Source organism: Mycolicibacterium chubuense, assembly GCF_001044255.1.
GTDB lineage: Bacteria > Actinomycetota > Actinomycetes > Mycobacteriales > Mycobacteriaceae > Mycobacterium > Mycobacterium chubuense.
The window spans coordinates 40,893-59,209 of the sequence record NZ_JYNX01000021.1 but is presented as its reverse complement, the minus strand read 5'-3'; the positions used below and the strand labels follow the sequence as shown (position 1 = coordinate 59,209).

The window sequence follows — 18,317 nt, the reverse complement described above, 5'->3', positions numbered from 1 at the left end:
CCGATATCCAGATCCGTTCCCTAAGCTGGACGCGTGCGCGGCGACGGTGACGGCTCGGGCTGCTGCGCTACGGGCGCGGGCGCCGACGGCTTGGGACCGGGGCGCGGCGCGGAGGGCTTGGGTGAACCGTTACCGCCGCTGCTGACGGGCTCGGCGCTGGGCTTGGAGCCGCCGAACGACTCCCGAAGACGGCGGGCGACGGGCGCCTCCACCGTGGACGACGCCGACTTGACGAACTCACCTTGTTCGCTCAGTCGCGCCAGTACTTGCTTGCTTGTGACACCGAGTTCCTTCGCCAACTCGTGCACGCGGGCCTTACCTGCCACTACATCTCCTGTCTGAGAGGCGACAGCGGTGGTAGGCGCCGCGCCTCGGGTTAGCTATGACGCATGGTCATCGGGACTTCACGGTGTGCTCATGTTCTTCGCTACCTGTTCTCTTGCCCGGGTGTGTCGAGCGCTTCGGTATTGGCGAAACGTTCGATCACCGCGGTGATGTCCGGTGAACCGGTGATCCGGAGCGCTCGGCCGAAGGCCCGCCGCCGGACCGCGTCGTTCAGACACTTCGGATCGGGGTGCAGCCAGGCACCCCGCCCCGGAAGTCTCTTCGCCCCGTCGACGGTCACGGCGCGGCGGCCGGTTCCGTCGTCGACAGCGACAACCCGAAGCAGATCGACGGCCAGCTCTCGTCTCCGGCATCCGATGCATGTCCGCACCGGGCCCTCAGCTGGGTCGTTGGTGCTTTTCTGCGTCCGAGCCGATGTCTCGCGCTGGATCACACCGAAGTCTACCGTCACGACGGCGTCGAGAGGAAAACCGGTGCGCCGAACGCCGTTGACGGCGCCGGCGTCACCGTTCGCCGACGGCCCCGCGGGCCGCGTCCGGCCGACGCTCGTGCTCGGCGTCGTCGCCGCGGGTGTCGCTGCGGATGTCGATGCGCCATCCGGTGAGCCGGGCGGCCAGCCGGGCGTTCTGGCCTTCCTTGCCGATGGCCAGCGAGAGCTGGAAGTCGGGCACGATCACCCGCGCCGCCCGCGCGGCCTCGTCGATGACCGTCACTGACACCACCTTGGCCGGGGACAACGCGTTGGCGACGAACTTCGCCGGGTCCTCGTCGTAGTCGATGATGTCGATCTTCTCGCCGGACAGCTCGCTCATCACGTTGCGCACCCGCTGCCCCATCGGCCCGATGCAGGCGCCCTTGGCGTTGAGGCCGGGCGCGCGCGACACCACGGCGATCTTGCTGCGATGCCCCGCCTCCCGGGCCACCGCGACGATCTCGACCGAACCGTCGGCGATCTCCGGCACCTCCAGCGAGAACAACTTGCGGACCAGGTTCGGATGGGTGCGCGACAGCGTGATCAGCGGTTCGCGCGCGCCGCGGGAAACCCCCACCACGTAGCAGCGCAACCGGTCGCCGTGTTCGTAGCGCTCCCCCGGGACCTGTTCGGCGGCGGGGATGACGCCCTCGGACCCCTTGGTCTCGCTGCCCATGCGCACCACCACCAGCCCGCGGGCGTTCGCACGCGCGTCGCGCTGGATGACGCCGGCGACGATGTCGCCCTCGCGGGCCGAGAACTCGCCGTAATTCTTCTCGTTCTCCGCATCGCGCAACCGCTGCAGGATCACCTGACGCGCTGTCGTCGCCGCGATGCGCCCGAAACCCTCTGGGGTGTCGTCCCATTCGTGCAACACGTTGCCGTCGGCGTCGGTCTGGCGGGCCATCACCCGGACCACGCCGGTCTTGCGGTCGACGTCGATCCGGGCGTCGGCCTCGTGGCCTTCGGTGTGCCGGTAGGCGGTCAGCAGCGCCGATTTGATGGTGTCGACGACCACGTCGACGCTGATTCCCTTGTCGGCCTCGATCGCGTGCAGCGCAGCCATGTCGATGTTCATGCTCAGGTCTCTCTTCCGGTTTGGCCCGCCAACTCCAGCTCACGCGGACTCGGTGACGAGAACTCCACCTGCACAACGGCTTTGGTGATGCTGTCGCGTTCGACGTCACGCACGGTCAACGTCTTGCGGGGGCCGTCTCTGACGACCAGGCCGACGACCCCGTCGCGCAGTTCGCCGAGCCGGCCGGTCAGCACCGACCCGTCGCTCAGCGTCAGTTCCACGCGGCGGCCCTGCGCACGGCGGAAGTGCTTGTCGGTGGTCAGCGGGCGGTCGACCCCCGGGGAGGTGACCTCCAGCACGTAGGGCGCCGAATCGAGTTCGTCGAGAAGAGCCGAGGCGAGCCGGGACAGTTCGGCGATGGCGTCGAGATCGAGCCCACCGTCGGCGTCGGCGACCACCGTCACCCGCGGCGGCCGTGCTCCGGCGTCGACCAGCACGTCCTCGATGTCGTATCCGGCGCGCGCGAACTCCCCGTCGAGCAATTCGATCACCTGTCGTTGCGACGGCAATCCCGTAGACCGCTCCGCCACGGTGAGCTCCTCGTCTTGAGTTGTCCTTCGAACTGGGTCGACCCGGGTCTCCACGATACGCCAGCGCGGCCGGGCCAAATAACGAAAAGCAGCGAGCGCGGGCGGCCGTCGCCGAAGTCGGCTCCGGTCCAAGCTACGCGCCAATGGCAGGATGTTGCACGTGCCGAGCCGACCGCCGATCGTCAGCCGCCGGGAGGTGCTCGTCGGGATGGCCGTCCTCGCGGCGACGGCCGCCACCTCGGCCGCCTGCGGCTCCCCGCCTCCCCCGCCCGACCTCGACGACCTCACCACCGCGCTGGACAGGGCCCGCGCCGACGCCCGACTGGCCGGCGACGCCGCCGCCACCGCGCGCGGATCCGTCGCGCAGACGCTCACCCAGGTGGCCGGGCAGCGCTCCGCACACGCTGCGGCGCTGTCCGACGAGATCGTCCGGTTGACCGGCCAACCCGCGCCGACCACCAGTGTGTCGGTCACGACGTCGACCAGCGTCGCCGCGGGAGTGCCGCCGGCACCGGCGCCGACGGCCGACGACGTGATCGGTTCGCTGCGCGCCTCCGCCGACAGCGCAGCCCATGCCGCCGCGACGCTGTCCGGGTATCGCGCGGGTCTGCTCGCCTCGATCGCCGCGTCCTGCACGGCCGCCTACACCGTCGCGCTGGCCTCCCCGGGCGGTGCGCGATGACCTCACCCTCGCCGAGCCCGACCACGCGCCCCACCGATCCGGCCGCCGGCGCGCTGTTCGACGCCGTCGCCGCCGAGCACGCCTCCATCTACGGATACGGGCTGGTGTCAGCGCATTCCACGCCCGAGGACAACGACCTGGTCGCCGACACGATGGCCGAACACCGCGCCCGCCGCGAAGCCGGCATCGCCCTGCTCGAGGACGCGGGCGCCGCGGTGCCGCTGCCCGCGGCCGGCTACGCGATGCCGATGGAGGTCGGCACGCCGCGACAGGCCGCCACGCTCGCGGTCCGGATGGAGGAGGACACGGCCACCGCGTGGCGGGCGGTGGTCGAACAGGCGACCGACGAGAAGGTCCGCGCGTTCGGGGTGGCGGCGATGCTCGAGTCCGCGGTCACCGCGGCGCGCTGGCGGCGCGTCCTGGGCGCGACACCGGTCACGGTCGCGTTCCCCGGCGGCGCCGAGTGACGCTCAGCCGACCGCGGCCAGGATCTCCGTGGCCGCCGATCCGACGGCCACGTCGCGCTTCTCGCCGCTGAACCGGTCCCGCAGTTCCACCACACCGCCGGCCCAGCCGCGACCCACGACGACGATCCACGGAACGCCGAGCAGCTCGGCGTCCTTGAACTTGACCCCCGGCGAGGCCGTCCGGTCGTCGAGCAACACGTCGACGCCGAGGCGGTCCAGATCGGCGGCCAGTTCGTTCGCGCCGGCCCGCGCCTCGGCGTCCTTGTTGGCGATCACGACGTGCACGTCGAACGGAGACACCGCGGCCGGCCACCGCAGCCCGAGCTCGTCGTGCTGCTGCTCGGCGATCACCGCGACCAGCCGGGACACCCCGATGCCGTAGCTGCCCATGGTCAGCCGCACCGGCTTGCCGTCCTCGCCCAGGACGTCCGCGGTGAAGGCGTCGGCGTACTTGCGACCCAGTTGGAAGACGTGGCCGATCTCGATGCCGCGCGCCGCCACCAGCGGACCGGCGCCGTCCGGCGACGGGTCACCCTCGCGCACCTCGGCGGCTTCGATGGTGCCGTCCGGAGTGAAGTCGCGTCCCGCGACGAGGTCGACGACGTGCTTGCCCACCTCGTCGGCACCGGTGATCCACGCCGTACCGTCGACCACACGCGGATCGACCAGGTACCGAACTCCGTTGGCCAGCAAGCCTTTCGGGCCGATGTATCCCTTCTTGAGGAACGGGTACCTGGCGAAGTCGGCGTCGTCGAGCATCGCGTACTCGGCCGGCTCGAGCGCCGCGCCGAGACGCTTGTCGTCGACCTCGCGGTCGCCGGGCACCCCCACCGCCAACAGTTCCCACTCCCCACCGGGCGCACGAACCTTGAGCAGCACGTTCTTCAGCGTGTCCGCCGCGGTGACGGTGCGGCCCAGGCCGGCGCCGTTGGCCCACTCGACCAGCGTCGCGATCGTCGGCGTGTCCCCGGTCTCGTAGACCGTCGCCTCGGGCAGGCCGTCGAAGGGGATGGCTTCGGGCACCGCGGTGATGACGGCCTCGACGTTGGCGGCGTAGCCGGACTCGACGCACCGCACATAGGTGTCCTCGCCGACCTCGCTCTCGGCCAGGAACTCCTCCGACGCGCTGCCGCCCATCGCGCCGGACACCGCCGACACGATCACGTAGCGCACCGCGAGGCGGGCGAAGATGCGCTGATAGGCCTCACGATGCGCGTGGTAGGCGTTCTTCAGACCGTCGTCGTCGATGTCGAAGGAGTAGGAGTCCTTCATCAGGAACTCGCGTCCGCGCAGGATGCCGGCACGCGGACGGGCCTCGTCGCGGTACTTGTTCTGGATCTGGAACAGGATCAGCGGGAAGTCCTTGTACGAGGAGTACTCCCCCTTGACGGTGAGGGTGAACATCTCCTCGTGGGTGGGCCCCAGCAGGTAGTCGTTGTCGCGGCGGTCCTGCAGCCGGAACAGCGTGTCCCCGTATTCGGTCCAGCGGTTGGTGGTCTCGTAGGGCGCCCGCGGCAGCAGGGCGGGGAACAGGATCTCCTGTCCCCCAATGGCGTTCATCTCGTCGCGGACGATTCCCTCGATCTTGCGCAGCACCTTGAGCCCGAGGGGCAGCCAGCTGTACAACCCGGGTCCGACGGGGCGGACGTATCCGGCGCGGATGAGCAGCTTGTGGCTGGCCACTTCGGCGTCGGCCGGATCGTCGCGCAGGGTGCGCAGGAACAGCTCAGACATGCGGGTGATCACAGCCGACCACCTTATGCTAGCACTCAGAGCTCCCCGGCCTCGACCGCCTCCCGGGTGTGCTGGGCCGCGGCGATGTCCCGGGCGGTGAAACCGATGAACAACGCGGCGGCGCCGACGAACACCGACACCCCCGCCACCCACAGCAGCGAGTACGTGTAGCCGGCGTCGAGGGCATCCAATTGGGCCGACGTCATGTCCTTGACCGGCCCGGTCGTGCCGCCGAGGAACAGGGTGCGCGACGTCTGGACGGCCTGGATCATCACGAGGACGACGGGTCCGCCCAGATTCTGCACCATCAGCGTGATCGAAGAGACCGGGCCGATCTCGCGCGGCCCGACGTCGGCGACAGCGCACAGCGGCAGGATCACCGAGATCACGCCGATCCCGAAGCCGCCGACCACGAGCGGAGCGAGCAGGTCGGGGAAGTACGGGATGCCCCGGTTGAGCGTCGCGCCGTAGAGCATCGCGCACGGCACCAGCAGCCCGGCGCCGAGGATCAGCCAGCGGGGCGCGACATACGGCGCCAGCCGCGCCGCGACGATCGTGCCGACGCCCAGCGCCAGCGCGAACGGGATGAAGCAGACGCCCGCGAGCAGCGCCGAGTACCCCATCACGTCCTGCACGTACAGGCCGATCATCACCGTCGCGCTCAGCATCACCCCGCCCGCCAGGAACAGCGAGATGAACGTGGCCACCCGGTTGCGGTTGTCGAACACCTCCATCGGGACGATCGGATGGTCCGCGGAGCGCTCGACGACGAAGAACGACACGAAGAACGCCACCGCGGCGACACCCGCCCCGATCACGAACGGAGAAGTCCACCCCAGCGCCGGGCCCTGCGTGAAGATCAGCACGGCCGACGTGCAGCCCAGCGTCGCCAGCAAGGCGCCGGTGACGTCGAGCTTGAGCCGCTCGTGGTGCGTCTCGGCCAGCCGGAAGAAGGCGATCACGATGATGGCGATCCCGATCGGGACATTGATGAGGAACGCCAGCCGCCAGGAGATCACGGTCAGCGCACCGCCGAGGACCAGGCCGAGCACCGAGCCGGTGGCCTGCATGGCCGCCGACACCGCGAGCGCGCGGTTACGCGGCTGCCCGACGGCGTAGGTGGTGGCGATGAGCGCCAGCCCGGTGGGGGCGGCGACCGCGGCGCCGGTGCCCTGCACCGCACGGGCCACGATCAGCGTGGCCTCGTCGGTGGCCAGCCCGCAGACCAGTGAGGCGATCGTGAACACGCCGACGCCGGACAGGAACGCCCGCTTGTGGCCGATCGCGTCGCCGATGCGGCCGCCGAGCAGCAGCAGACCCCCGAACGCCAGCACGTACGCGGTGATGACCCAGCTCTTACCGGCATCGGAGAGGTCGAGTTCGGCCTGCATCCGCGGCAGCGCGACGATGACGATGGTGCCGTCGAGCGTCGACATGAGCTGCATGCCGGTGATCGCGACGATCGCGATGCCCAGCACCGACGACGCCAACGGAGGCCGGGAGGACATGGTGAGCCACCCTACCGGGGGATTTCGGCGTCGCTGGTCACGCAACCGTTGACGAACTACGCCGAAATCGCTCTCGAGCTAGAGCTCCCCGGCGTCGATCGCGTCCTTGACTTCCTGCGCGTGCGCCACCTGCTGGGCCGTGTAGCCGATGAACAGCGCCGCACCGCCGACGATCACCGCGACCGCGGCCACCCACAGCAGACCGTAGGTGTACCCCTGGTCGAGGGCGTGCAGTTGCGCAGCGCTCATGTCCTTGACCGGTCCGTTGGTGCCGCCGAGGTACAGCGTGCGCGACGTGATGACCGCCTGGATGATCGCCAGCACGACCGGACCGCCGAGGCTCTGCAGCATCAGCGCGATCGCCGAGACGGGACCGATCTGGTCGAATCCGACGCCGGCGATCGCCGACACCGTCAGCGGCACCACGATCATGCCGATGCCGAAGCCGCCGACCGTGATCGGCAGGACCAGGTTGGGGAAGTACGGGATGCCCGCGTCCAGCGTCGAGCCGTAGAGCATCGCCGCGAGCACCAGGACGCCGCCGCCGATGACCAGGATGCGCGGCGGGAACTTCGACACCAGCGCCGACGACAGACCCAGGCCGATGCCCAGGGCGATGACGAACGGGATGAACCCGACGCCCGCCTTGAGCGCGCTGTAGCCCATGATGTCCTGCACGTAGAGCCCGATCAGCACAGTGAGGGTGAACATCACGCCGCCGGCGAGGAAGATCGCCGCGAAGGTGGCGACCCGGTTGCGGTCGCGGAACAACTCGAACGGGACCACCGGGTTCTCGGCGGTGCGCTCGACCCAGAAGAACGCGATCAGGCAGCCGGCGGCCACGATCCCGGATCCGATCGTGATCGTCGAGGCCCAGCCGGCCTCGGGACCCATGGAGAACGCGAACACCGCGGCGGTGCATCCCAGGGTGGCCAGCAGCGCCCCGGCGGCGTCGAGCTTGAGCCGCTCGCGGTGGGTCTCCCGCAGCGTCGTGCGGGCCAGGTGGATCATCAGCAGGCCGATGGGCACGTTGATCAGGAACGCCCAGCGCCACGACACCTCGGTCAGCGCGCCGCCGACGATCAGCCCCATCACCGAGCCGACACCCGTCATCGCCGCGAAGATCGCCGTCGCGGCGTTGCGCGCGGGACCCTTCGGGAACGTGGTTGCGATCAAGGCCAGCGCGGTGGGCGAGGCGATCGCCGCCCCGACGCCTTGCAGCAGCCGGGCGATGACGAGGGTCGCCTCGTTCCAGGCCAGGCCGCACAGGATCGAGGCGATCGTGAACAGTGCGACACCGACGACGAAGGTCCGCTTGCGGCCGATGACGTCGCCGAGGCGCCCGCCGAGCAGCATCAGACCGCCGAAGGTGAGCACGTAAGCCGTGATCACCCAGCTACGGCCGGCGTCGGAGAGACTCAGCTCGTCCTGGATCTTGGGTAGGGCGACGATCGCGACCGTGCTATCCATCGTGGCGAGCAGCTGCATCCCGCCGATGGCGATGACCGCGGCGATGAAGCGCCGCGACGGCAACCACGCCGGCGTCTTGGGGAAACGGGGGCCGGCGGCTCCGTCTGCAGTCCCCTTGATGCGGGCCGGCAGTGCGCGATTGGCGCCCCGCTGCCCCTTGCCTTCAGCATCCCGATGGATGGCGGCACGCTCTGCGTCATTGAGAGCCGTCATAACGAGTTACCTTACAGTACTCTTAATTTCCTTTTAACCGGCGAAGGCCGCAACAGCCCCGATCACGATGATCGCGGGGGGTCGAATGCCCTCCGAACGGATGCGTTCCGGCGCCTCCGCAAGGGTCGCCCGCAAAGTCCGCTGTGCGGACGTCGTGCCGTGCTGCACCACCAGCACCGGCGTATCCGCAGGTCGGCCGCCCTCGAGGAGAATCTTCGCGAAGAGTTCGATCCGTTCGACCGCCATCAGCAACACGATCGTGCCGTTCATCGCGGCCAACGCATCCCAATTCACTAACGATTCGGGGTGATCCGGCGCAACATGCCCGCTGACCACCACGAATTCGTGCGTCATCGCCCGGTGGGTGACCGGAACGCCCGCGAGGGCGGGCACCGCTATGGCACTGGTCACACCCGGCACCACGGTGACCGGAATCCCCGCGTCGGCGCACGCGATCACCTCTTCGTAGCCGCGCGCGAACACGAACGGGTCGCCGCCCTTGAGCCGGACGACGAACTTGCCTTCCTTGGCTCGCTCGATCAGGACCGCGTTGATGGCGTCCTGGGCCATCGCGCGTCCGTAGGGGATCTTGGCCGCGTCGATGACCTCGACCTCCGGGGACAGCTCGGCGAGCAGATCCTGGGGCGCCAGCCGGTCGGCCACCACCACGTCGGCGTGCGCGAGCAGCCGCCTGCCCCGGACGGTGATGAGCTCCGGGTCACCGGGGCCGCCACCGACGAGCGCCACCCCGCCCTCCACCACGCCGGGCGCGTCGGCCGCGATGAGTCCCTGCTGCAGGGCTTCGTGGATGGCCGACCGGATGGCCGCCGACCGACGGTGCTCGCCGCCGGCGAGCACCCCCACCGACAGGCCCTCGTAATCGAAGGTGGCCGGGGTGACGGCGGTGCCCTCGATGGCCACGTCGGCGCGCACACAGAACACGCGACGGCTTTCCGCCTCCTCGACGATGGCCGCATTGACCACGGGGTCGTCGGTGGCGGCGATCACATACCAGGCGCCTTCGAGATCCCCGTCACGAAAAGGCCTCATGGTCAACGTGATTCCCTCGATCGCCTCCACCGCGGGCGTGGCGTCGATGGTGATGACGTGCACGTCGGCTCCGGAGGCGACCAGCAGCGGCAGCCGCCGCTGGGCGACCGTGCCGCCACCCACCACGACGACCTTCTTGCCGGCCAGGCGCAGGCCCACCAGATAGGCGTTGTCGGTCACCCGGCGAGCTTAGAGCGTGCCGCCGCACGGACGAAGCGGGCGATCGCCTGCGGGTGCGACGCCGCGTGGGTGTGCAGATACCCGGCATGCACACCCGCGCGGACGGCGCCGTCGTCGACGATGTGACCGCCCCGTCCCCGGTACCGCCACGCGGGCTCCCGGCCGTCTGCGTAATGCATTGTGGTGCGGTGGAATTCGTGTCCTGTGATCCGGTCCCCCACCTGGTGCAGTGACGAGTCGACGGCCGCGACCGCGTCCCTGTACCCCAGGGTCAGCGATTCGGTGAACGAGGCGGACCCGGGGAGCACACCGCACATGGGATGGCCGTCGAGGTCGTCGGCCAGATAGGTCAGGCCGGCGCACTCGGCGTGCAGGGGGCCGCCCGCGGCGGCGAGCGCCGCGATCTGCTCACGCACCGTGCGGTTGCCCGACAGCTCGGGGCCGAACTCCTCGGGGAACCCGCCCGGAAGCACCAGGGCCGAGGTCCCCACCGGCAGCGGGTCGCACAGCGGGTCGAACGGGACGACGTCCGCGCCTGCGGCACGCAGCAATTCGGCATGCTCGGTGTAGCCGAACGTGAAGGCCCGGCCCGCGGCCAGCGCGACAGTCACCGGGGCGTCCGCGGGCTCGGACAGCTCGGGCGTCCACGGATCGGCGGTGACGCGGCAGCCTGCGGCCGCGACCACGGCGTCGAGGTCGACGTGCCGGGCCACTAGCGCGGTCATCGCCTCGACGGCGGCGGTTGCCTGGCGGCCGTGCTCCACCGCGGTCACCAGCCCGAGGTGCCGCGACGGCACGGCGAGTTCCCCGGCGCGGGGAATCGCACCGAGCACGGTGACCCCGGCCTGCTCGCACGCCTGTCGCAGAACCGCTTCGTGCCGAGGCGAGCCGACGCGGTTGAGGATCACCCCGACGAGGTGCACGGCGCGGTCGAAGGTCGCGAACCCGTGCAGCAGCGCGGCCACGCTGTGGCTCTGCCCGCGCGCGTCGACGACGAGCACCACCGGGGCGCCCAACAGCGACGCGACGTGTGCGGTGGACCCGCGCGCGACGCCGGTGGCCGGCGAGTCGCTGATGCGCCCGTCGAACAGGCCCATCACGCCCTCGACGACGGCGATGTCGGCGTCGGCGCTGCCGTGCCGGTACAGCGGGCCGATGAGATCGTCGCCGACGAGGACGGGGTCGAGGTTGCGGCCGGGCCGGCCCGCGGCGAGCCCGTGGTAGCCGGGGTCGATGAAGTCGGGGCCCACCTTGAAGGGCGCGACACGATGACCCGCGCGCCGCAGCGCGCCCATCAGCCCGGTGGCGACCGTGGTCTTCCCGCTGCCGGACGTCGGCGCGGCGATCACCACGGCCGGAGCTACCACTGGATTCCCCGTCGCGAACGTGCGTGTCTGCGGGCAACACGCCGCGCAGCACGCACATTTCGCGCACGCTCACCGACCTGCCCCCGTCGTGAGCGTGCGGAAACTTCGCGAATCTGACGGCGTGTCGGCTGCAGACACGCACACTCGCGGAGAACGGTGAGGCGGGTCACCACTCGATCCCTCGCTGGCCTTTGCGGCCGGCATCCATCGGATGCTTGACCTTCGTCATCTCCGTGACCAGATCGGCGGCGTCGAGCAGCGCGGCCGGGGCGTCGCGTCCGGTGATCACGACGTGCTGGGTGCCGGGCCGTGAGGCGAGCACCTCGACCACCTCGGCCACGTCGATCCAGCCCCACTTCAGCGGGTAGGTGAACTCGTCGAGCACATAGAAGTCGTGGCGCTCCTCGGCGAGGCGGCGCGCGATCTCGGCCCAGCCCTCCGCGGCCGCGGCGGCGTGATCGGACTCGGTGCCCGCCTTACGCGACCACGACCAGCCCGAGCCCATCTTGTGCCACTCGACCGGCCCGCCGACGCCACGCTCCTCGTGCGCGCGGCCCAGCTCCCGCAGCGCGGTCTCCTCCCCGACCTTCCACTTCGCGCTCTTGACGAACTGGAACACCGCGATGTCGAAGCCCTGGTTCCACGCCCGCAGCGCCATGCCGAACGCCGCGGTGGACTTCCCCTTGCCCGCGCCGGTGTGCACCGCGAGCAGTGGGGCGTTGCGCCGCGCCCGGGTGGTGAGCCCGTCGCGCGGCACGGTCAGCGGTTGACCCTGGGGCATCGCGTCACCTCCCTCAGGCCGCGCCGCGATCGGCCTGGCGCTTCACCACGGCGGTGAGCGCGTCGGCGCGCAACTGGTCCAGCCGCACCGACGGCGCGTTCAGCCGGCGCGCCAGGTCGCCCGCCAATTCCAAACGGATGTAGGAGGTTTCGCAGTCCACCACCACGGCCGCGGCGCCCTCGGCCAACAGCCGGGCCGCCGCGGTGCGGGTGCGGCCCAGTGGATCGGGCCCGCCGGTCGCTCGGCCGTCGGTGAGGACGACCACCAGGCTGCGCCGGGCGCGGTCACGAGCCCGTTCGCGCACCACCATGTCGCGCGCGGCGAGCAGTCCCTGCGCCAGCGGGGTCCGGCCGCCGATGTCGAAACGCGCCAGGCGCGTGCTGGCCACGTACACCGACGACGTCGGCGGCAGCAGCACCCGGGCGTCCTGGCCGCGGAAGGTGATGACCGCGACCTTGTCGCGACGCTGATAGGCGTCCCGCAACAGGGACAAGGTGGCGCCGCTGACCGCGGACATCCGGTCGCGCGCGGCCATCGAGCCAGACGCGTCGACGACGAAGATCACCAGGTTGCCCTCGCGGCCCTCCCGCACCGCGCGGCGGACGTCGTCGGGCCCCGGCCGCAGCGGGCCGACACCGTCGTGACTCCCCGCGGCGGCCAGCAGCGTGCCGAAGACGTGCATGCCGTGGCCGGTCTGCGGATCGGTGGTGGCGGCGACGACCGTGCCGGTGCGGTTGCGGGCGCGGGAGCGCCGGCCGGGCGCCCCCTCGCCGACGCCGGGGACGATGAGCGCCTTGGTCCGGAACGCCGCCGACGGAGCCGCACTGGGACGCGTCGGCGGAGCCGAATGAGTTTGCGGCGCAGCGTCAGTGGCGTCGTCGCCGGGCACGGATCCGCCGCCGGGGGGCGGATCGGGCTCCGGGTCGGGCTCGGGATCGGCTTCGGCCGCCTCCCCCGCCTGGGTCATCGCGTCGTCGAGCCGTTCGGCATCCAGCCCCGGGTCGTCGAACGGATCGCGGCGGCGTCGGTGCGGCAGCGCCAGCTCGGCCGCCACCCGGATGTCCTCCTCGGCCACGGTGTCGACGCCGCGCCATGCCGCGTGCGCCACGGCGGTGCGCGCGACCACCAGATCGGCGCGCATCCCGTCGACGTCGAACGCCGCGCAGAGTGCCGCGATGCGGCGCAGTTCGCCGTCGGGCAGGGTCACCGCCGCGACCCGGGCGCGGGCGTCGGCGATGTGGCGGGCCAGATCGGCGTCGGCGCCGGCGTACCGGCCGGCATAAGCCGCCGGGTCGGCCTCGTAGTCGAGGCGCTGACGGATCACCTCGGCGCGGACGTCGACGTCGCGGGAGGCCGCCACGTCGACGGTGAGCCCGAACCGGTCGAGCAGTTGCGGACGCAGTTCTCCCTCTTCGGGATTCATCGTCCCGATGAGCACGAACCGCGCGTCGTGGCTGTGGGAGACGCCGTCGCGTTCGATGTGCACCCGGCCCATCGCGGCAGCGTCGAGCAGCACGTCGACGAGATGGTCGTGCAGCAGATTGACCTCGTCGACGTAGAGCACACCGCGGTGGGCCCGCGCCAGCAGGCCCGGCGAGAACGCGTGCTCGCCGTCCCGCAGCACCTTCTGCAGGTCCAGCGACCCGACGACCCTGTCCTCGGTGGCGCCGATCGGCAACTCGACCAGGTGCCCGCCGTCGCCGCCCGCCACCCGGAACGACTGCATGAGCACCGCGGCCAGCCCGCGCACCGCGGTCGATTTCGCGGTGCCCTTCTCGCCACGGATCAGCACGCCGCCGATGTCGGGGCGCACCGCGCACAGCACGAGGGCGAGCTTGAGGCGGTCGTGCCCGACCAGCGCGCTGAAGGGATACAGCGCGTCTGCGGTCACGGCTTCACCATCGGGATGTGCGGGATCCCGTCGTCGAGGAACTCGTCGCCGGCGCGCACGAAGCCGTGCCTGCCGTACATCTCCTGCAGATAGGTCTGCGCGTTGATGTGGCAGGGGTAATCGCCCACCTCGGCCAGCGCCGCGGTCAGCAGCCGCGCGGTGTGGCCGTGGCCGCGATCGGTGCGCTTGGTGCACACCCGCCCGATCCGGAACGCCTTCTGCCCGGCGGGATGCTCCTCCATCAGGCGCAGCGTCGAAATCACCTGTCCCTCAGGGCTTTCCAGCCAGAAATGCCGAGTCTCGGCGAGCAGATCCCGGCCGTCGAGTTCCGGGTACGGGGTGGCCTGCTCGACGACGAACACCTCGACGCGCAGCTTGAGCAGCTCGTAGAGCGTTGCGGCGTCGAGATCCTTGGCCCAACTGCGGCGCAGCGCCACTGTCATCGGCTGACCACCGTCAAACGGTCGCCGCGGTCGGGGAATGCTCAGTGCCCGCGGTGGATTCGCCCGACACGGTGTCGGGAAGCGCGCCCGCGGGCTTGTCGAGCTTGAGCACCTCGGTGCCGTGCGCCCAGATCTCGGAGAACAGCTCCGGCTCGTGGGACAGCTCGGTGCCAAACGAGGGAATCATCGTCTTGATCGTCGGCAGCCAGCTCTGGTAGCGGTCGGTGAAGCACCGCGACATCACCTCGAGCATCGCGGGCACAGCGGTCGAGGCCCCCGGCGACGCGCCGAGCAGACCGGCGATGCTGCCGTCGGCGGCCGAGAGCACGGTGGTGCCGAACTCCAGCACCCCGCCCTTGCCCTTGGCCTTGCGGATCACCTGCACCCGCTGCCCGGCGATGTCGAGCTCCCAATCGGAATTCTTTGCACTCGGCGCGAATTCGCGCAGCGCGTCGACCCGCGCCGATTCGCTGAGCAGCAGCTGGCCGATCAGGTAGCGCAGCAGCCCCATTTCGGTGAGCCCGACGCCGAGCATCGACACCAGGTTGTTCGGCTTCACCGACAGCGGCAGATCGGTGACCTTGCCCTGCTTGAGGAACTTGGGCGACCAGCCGGCGAACGGACCGAACAGCAGCCACGAGCGGCCGTTGATCACGCGGGTGTCCAGGTGCGGCACCGACATCGGCGGCGCGCCCAGCGGCGGCAGCCCGTAGACCTTGGCCTGATGACGCGCGGTGAGCCCGGGATTGCCGCTGCGCAGCCACTGACCGCCGACCGGGAATCCGCCGAAGCCCTTGGCCTCCTTGATGCCGGCCTTCTGCAGCAGTGGCAGCGCGCCGCCGCCGGCCCCGACGAACACGAAGCCCGCGTTGAACTTTCGCTTCTGCCCGGTGCGGCGGTTGACGACCTTGACCGTCCACCTGCCGTCCGAGCCCTGATCGAGATCGGTGACGTCGTGGCCGAACAGCGTGGCCATGCCCTGCTTGGCGCCGAACCCGATCAGCTGGCGCGACAGCGACCCGAAGTCGACGTCGGTGCCGTCCTGGGTCCAGTTCAGCCCCACCGGCTGGGAGAAGTCACGCTTCTCGGCCATCAGGGGCAGCCGCCGCACGAACTCGTCGCGGTCGTCGATGAACTCCATCGTCGCGAACAGCGGGTTGGTGACCAGCGCTTCGTACCGGCGGCGCAGGTAGTCCACGTTGTCCTCGCCCTGCACGAAGCTCACGTGCGGGATCGGGTTGAGGAAGCTGCGGACGTCGGGCAGCACGCCGTTCTCGACGGCGTAGGTCCAGAACTGGCGCGACACCTGGAACTGCTCGTTGACGTTGACCGCCTTGGCGATGTCGATCGTGCCGTCGGGCCGCGCCGGGGTGTAGTTGAGCTCACACAGCGCCGAGTGTCCGGTGCCGGCGTTGTTCCACGGATCGCTGCTCTCGGCGGCCGCGCCGTCGAGGCGCTCGACCAACGTCATCGACCAGTTCGGCTCCACCAGCCGCAGCAACGCCGACAGCGTGGCGCTCATGATGCCCGCCCCCACCAGCAGGACGTCGGTCTTCTCCGCTTCAGACACCAACTCGATCGGCCCTTCGTGGTCACATCCCGTTGCTCACGGCTTACTTGTGTTCAGGTTATCCCGCCGCGCTCGCCCGCAACCGTCCGACCACCCCGCCCACTAAGGTGGCTGTCGTGTCCGGATGGCAGCCCGACGTTCTGTCCGGGTACTGGCGAGTCACCTTCGCGCTCGGCCCCGATCAGGACGGGGAGGGTGACCTCGAGGCGACGCTGGTGCGCCGCGGACCGGCGACCCCCTCGGCGCAGCATGCGGTGCTGATGGTGCACGGCTTCACCGACTACTTCTTCAACACCGAGTTCGCCGATCACCTGGCCGCCCGTGGGTTCGCGTTCTACGCGATCGACCTGCACAAATGCGGTCGTTCGCACCGCGAGGGGCAGACCCCGCACTTCACCACCGACCTGGCCCGCTACGACGTCGAACTCGAGAGGGCGCTCGCTGTCATCGCCGCCGAGTCGGGGGGCCGGGTACTGGTGTGCGGGCATTCGGCGGGCGGGCTGGTGGTGTCGCTGTGGCTGGACCGGCTGCGCGCCCGCGGCGCCACCGAGCGCTCAGGGGTGCGCGGGTTGATGCTCAACAGCCCGTGGCTGGATCTGCAGGGGCCGGCGATCCTGCGCTCCGCGCCGACGACGGCGGCGTTGCGGGCGCTGGGCCGGTGGCGCAAGCACACCGTGGTGCGCCGGCCCGGCGACGGCGGTTACGGCACGACGCTGCACCGCGACTACGCGGGCGAGTTCGACTACGACCTGACGTGGAAGCCCGTCGGCGGGTTCCCCGTCACCCTCGGCTGGATCCACGCGATCCGGCGGGCCCAGTCGCGGTTGCACCGCGGTCTGGACGTCGGGGTGCCCAACCTGATCCTGCGGTCGGACCGCAGCGTGCGCGAGGTGGCCGATCCGGAACGGATCCAGCGCGGCGACGCCGTGCTCGATGTCGCGCAGATCGCGCGGTGGGCGGGCTGCATCGGCAACCGCACGTCGGTGGTGCCCATCGCCGACGCCAAGCACGACGTGTTCCTCTCGGTGCCGGACTCCCGCGCGACGGCCTACCGGGAGTTCGACCGCTGGCTGGACTGGTACCTCACGGACGGAGACTCTCGGCATGGCTGATTTCGACATCGCGATCATCGGCACCGGGTCGGGCAACAGCATCCTCGACGAACGCTATGTCGACAAGCGGGTGGCCATCTGCGAGCAGGGGGTCTTCGGGGGCACCTGCCTCAACGTCGGCTGCATCCCCACCAAGATGTTCGTCTACTCCGCCGGGGTGGCCGAACAGGTTCGGGACGCGCGACGGTACGGCATCGACGCGCACATCGACGCCGTGCGCTGGCCCGACATCGTGTCCCGGGTGTTCGGTCGCATCGATCCGTTGGCCAGCGGGGGCGAGCAGTATCGGCGGTCCACACCGAACGTGGACGTTTTCGCCAGCCACACCCGTTTCGCCGCGTCTCAGGGCAAGGACGGCTACCGGCTGCGCACCGACGACGGCGAGGAGTTCACCGCCGAACAGGTGGTGCTCGCCGCGGGCGCCCGGGCCACGGTGCCCCCGGCGATCACCGAGTGCGGCGTGGCCTATCACACCAGCGACACGATCATGCGCATCTCGGACCTGCCCGAGCACATCGTGATCGTCGGCGGCGGATTCGTGGCCGCCGAGTTCGCGCATGTGTTCTCGTCGCTGGGCTCGCGGGTGACGATCGTGCTGCGCGGCACCACGATGCTGACCCACTGCGACGACACGGTGTGCGAGCGGTTCACCGATATCGCGGGCAAGAAGTGGGAGATCCGCAGCCGGCGCAACATCGTGCGCGGGTCGTCCGACGACTCCGGTGTCACCCTCACCCTCGATGACGGCGCCACCGTGCGCGCCGACACCCTGCTCGTCGCCACCGGCCGGGTGCCCAACGGCGATCTCCTCGACGCACACCATGCCGGTGTCGAGGTCACCGACGGGTTGGTCACCGTCGACGAGTACCAGCGCACCACCGCGCGCAACATCTTCGCCCTCGGGGACGTCAGCTCGCCCTACCAGCTCAAGCACGTCGCCAACCACGAGGCCCGGGTGGTCAAGCACAACCTGCTCCAAGACTGGGACGACACCGACAATCTGATGCCGGCCAACCACCGCAACGTGCCGTCGGCGGTGTTCACCGAGCCCCAGATCGCCTGTGTCGGGCTGACCGAGAACGAGGCCCGCGCAGCGGGGTACCGCATCAAGTCGAAGGTCCAGGACTACGGCGACGTCGCCTACGGCTGGGCGATGGAGGACTCGACCGGCTTTGCGAAGCTGATCGTCGACGACGAGACCGGTCTGCTGCTCGGGGCGCACATCATGGGCCACCAGGCGTCGTCGATCATCCAGCCGCTGATCCAGGCCATGGCCTTCGACCTGCCGGCCCAGGAGATGGCCCGGGGCCAGTACTGGATCCACCCGGCGCTGCCCGAGGTGGTCGAGAACGCCCTGCTGGCCCTGTGCGGCGAACCGCCGTGGCCGCCCTCCAAGAGGCACTGAAGCGGCACTGACGAGGCAC

General features: G+C 70.4%; 16 protein-coding genes and 1 pseudogene. 4 read left to right on the top strand and 13 right to left on the bottom strand.

Going from position 1 to position 18,317, the window contains the following annotated elements; genetic code table 11:
* Window positions 1-41: 41 nt before the first annotated feature.
* The 4 genes and pseudogenes from MCHUDSM44219_RS30140 to rimP form a co-directional block, all read right to left on the bottom strand.
* Window positions 42-326: pseudogene (locus tag MCHUDSM44219_RS30140) on the bottom strand (translation initiation factor IF-2 N-terminal domain-containing protein); the annotation flags it as partial.
* Window positions 327-427: 101 nt separating this feature from the next.
* Window positions 428-778 (bottom strand): YlxR family protein, encoded by a 351-nt coding sequence (locus MCHUDSM44219_RS05505; protein ID WP_048417234.1) that lies wholly within the window; start codon window positions 776-778, stop codon window positions 428-430.
* A gap of 70 nt (window positions 779-848) precedes the next feature.
* On the bottom strand, window positions 849-1,895 hold the full coding sequence (gene nusA / locus MCHUDSM44219_RS05500; RefSeq protein WP_048417223.1) for a transcription termination factor NusA: 1,047 nt from the start codon (window positions 1,893-1,895) through the stop codon (window positions 849-851).
* 2 nt (window positions 1,896-1,897) lie between these two features.
* A complete protein-coding gene (gene rimP / locus MCHUDSM44219_RS05495; protein WP_048417222.1) occupies window positions 1,898-2,425 on the bottom strand; it encodes a ribosome maturation factor RimP in 528 nt (175 codons plus the stop codon).
* Between the two features lie 151 nt (window positions 2,426-2,576).
* Between rimP and MCHUDSM44219_RS05490 the strand changes: the two genes are divergently transcribed.
* On the top strand, window positions 2,577-3,107 hold the full coding sequence (locus MCHUDSM44219_RS05490; protein ID WP_082162060.1) for a hypothetical protein: 531 nt from the start codon (window positions 2,577-2,579) through the stop codon (window positions 3,105-3,107).
* Complete coding sequence (locus MCHUDSM44219_RS05485) at window positions 3,104-3,574, top strand: ferritin-like domain-containing protein (RefSeq protein ID WP_048417221.1); 471 nt, start codon at window positions 3,104-3,106, stop codon at window positions 3,572-3,574. The genes MCHUDSM44219_RS05490 and MCHUDSM44219_RS05485 overlap by 4 nt, the downstream gene beginning before the upstream one ends.
* A 3-nt stretch (window positions 3,575-3,577) precedes the next feature.
* Here the strand turns inward: MCHUDSM44219_RS05485 and MCHUDSM44219_RS05480 are convergent, their stop codons facing one another.
* The 9 genes from MCHUDSM44219_RS05480 to mqo form a co-directional block, all read right to left on the bottom strand.
* Window positions 3,578-5,320 carry a proline--tRNA ligase gene (locus MCHUDSM44219_RS05480; RefSeq protein ID WP_048417220.1) on the bottom strand — a complete coding sequence of 581 codons (1,743 nt, stop codon included), beginning with the start codon at window positions 5,318-5,320 and terminating at the stop codon, window positions 3,578-3,580.
* Window positions 5,321-5,343: 23 nt separating this feature from the next.
* Window positions 5,344-6,816 carry an MFS transporter gene (locus tag MCHUDSM44219_RS05475; RefSeq protein WP_048417219.1) on the bottom strand — a complete coding sequence of 491 codons (1,473 nt, stop codon included), beginning with the start codon at window positions 6,814-6,816 and terminating at the stop codon, window positions 5,344-5,346.
* Window positions 6,817-6,894: 78 nt separating this feature from the next.
* Entirely contained in the window at window positions 6,895-8,499 is a 1,605-nt protein-coding gene (locus MCHUDSM44219_RS05470) for an MFS transporter (protein ID WP_048417218.1), read from the bottom strand.
* A gap of 33 nt (window positions 8,500-8,532) precedes the next feature.
* A complete protein-coding gene (cobA, locus tag MCHUDSM44219_RS05465; RefSeq protein ID WP_048417217.1) occupies window positions 8,533-9,729 on the bottom strand; it encodes a uroporphyrinogen-III C-methyltransferase in 1,197 nt (398 codons plus the stop codon).
* Window positions 9,726-11,096, bottom strand: a complete 1,371-nt coding sequence (locus tag MCHUDSM44219_RS05460; protein WP_048417216.1) for a cobyrinic acid a,c-diamide synthase CobB — start codon at window positions 11,094-11,096, stop codon at window positions 9,726-9,728. Before MCHUDSM44219_RS05460 ends, cobA begins: the two co-directional genes overlap by 4 nt.
* A 166-nt stretch (window positions 11,097-11,262) precedes the next feature.
* A complete protein-coding gene (gene cobO, locus MCHUDSM44219_RS05455) occupies window positions 11,263-11,877 on the bottom strand; it encodes a cob(I)yrinic acid a,c-diamide adenosyltransferase (protein WP_048417215.1) in 615 nt (204 codons plus the stop codon).
* A 13-nt stretch (window positions 11,878-11,890) separates the two neighbouring features.
* The gene (locus tag MCHUDSM44219_RS05450) at window positions 11,891-13,768 is read right to left on the bottom strand and encodes a magnesium chelatase subunit D family protein (protein WP_048417214.1); all 1,878 of its coding nucleotides are present in this window, start codon (window positions 13,766-13,768) and stop codon (window positions 11,891-11,893) included.
* Window positions 13,765-14,211 carry a GNAT family N-acetyltransferase gene (locus MCHUDSM44219_RS05445; protein WP_048417213.1) on the bottom strand — a complete coding sequence of 149 codons (447 nt, stop codon included), beginning with the start codon at window positions 14,209-14,211 and terminating at the stop codon, window positions 13,765-13,767. The genes MCHUDSM44219_RS05450 and MCHUDSM44219_RS05445 overlap by 4 nt, the downstream gene beginning before the upstream one ends.
* 13 nt (window positions 14,212-14,224) lie before the next feature.
* Complete coding sequence (mqo, locus tag MCHUDSM44219_RS05440) at window positions 14,225-15,781, bottom strand: malate dehydrogenase (quinone) (protein WP_048417232.1); 1,557 nt, start codon at window positions 15,779-15,781, stop codon at window positions 14,225-14,227.
* A gap of 116 nt (window positions 15,782-15,897) precedes the next feature.
* Here mqo and MCHUDSM44219_RS05435 point away from each other — a divergent pair, with 116 nt between their 5' ends.
* Together MCHUDSM44219_RS05435 and mtr are read left to right on the top strand one after the other, a co-directional pair.
* Window positions 15,898-16,893: an alpha/beta hydrolase gene (locus MCHUDSM44219_RS05435; RefSeq protein WP_048417231.1), complete on the top strand. Its 996-nt coding sequence runs from the start codon at window positions 15,898-15,900 to the stop codon at window positions 16,891-16,893.
* Window positions 16,886-18,298, top strand: a complete 1,413-nt coding sequence (gene mtr / locus MCHUDSM44219_RS05430) for a mycothione reductase (RefSeq protein ID WP_048417212.1) — start codon at window positions 16,886-16,888, stop codon at window positions 18,296-18,298. Before MCHUDSM44219_RS05435 ends, mtr begins: the two co-directional genes overlap by 8 nt.
* The last annotated feature ends 19 nt before the right edge of the window (window positions 18,299-18,317 follow it).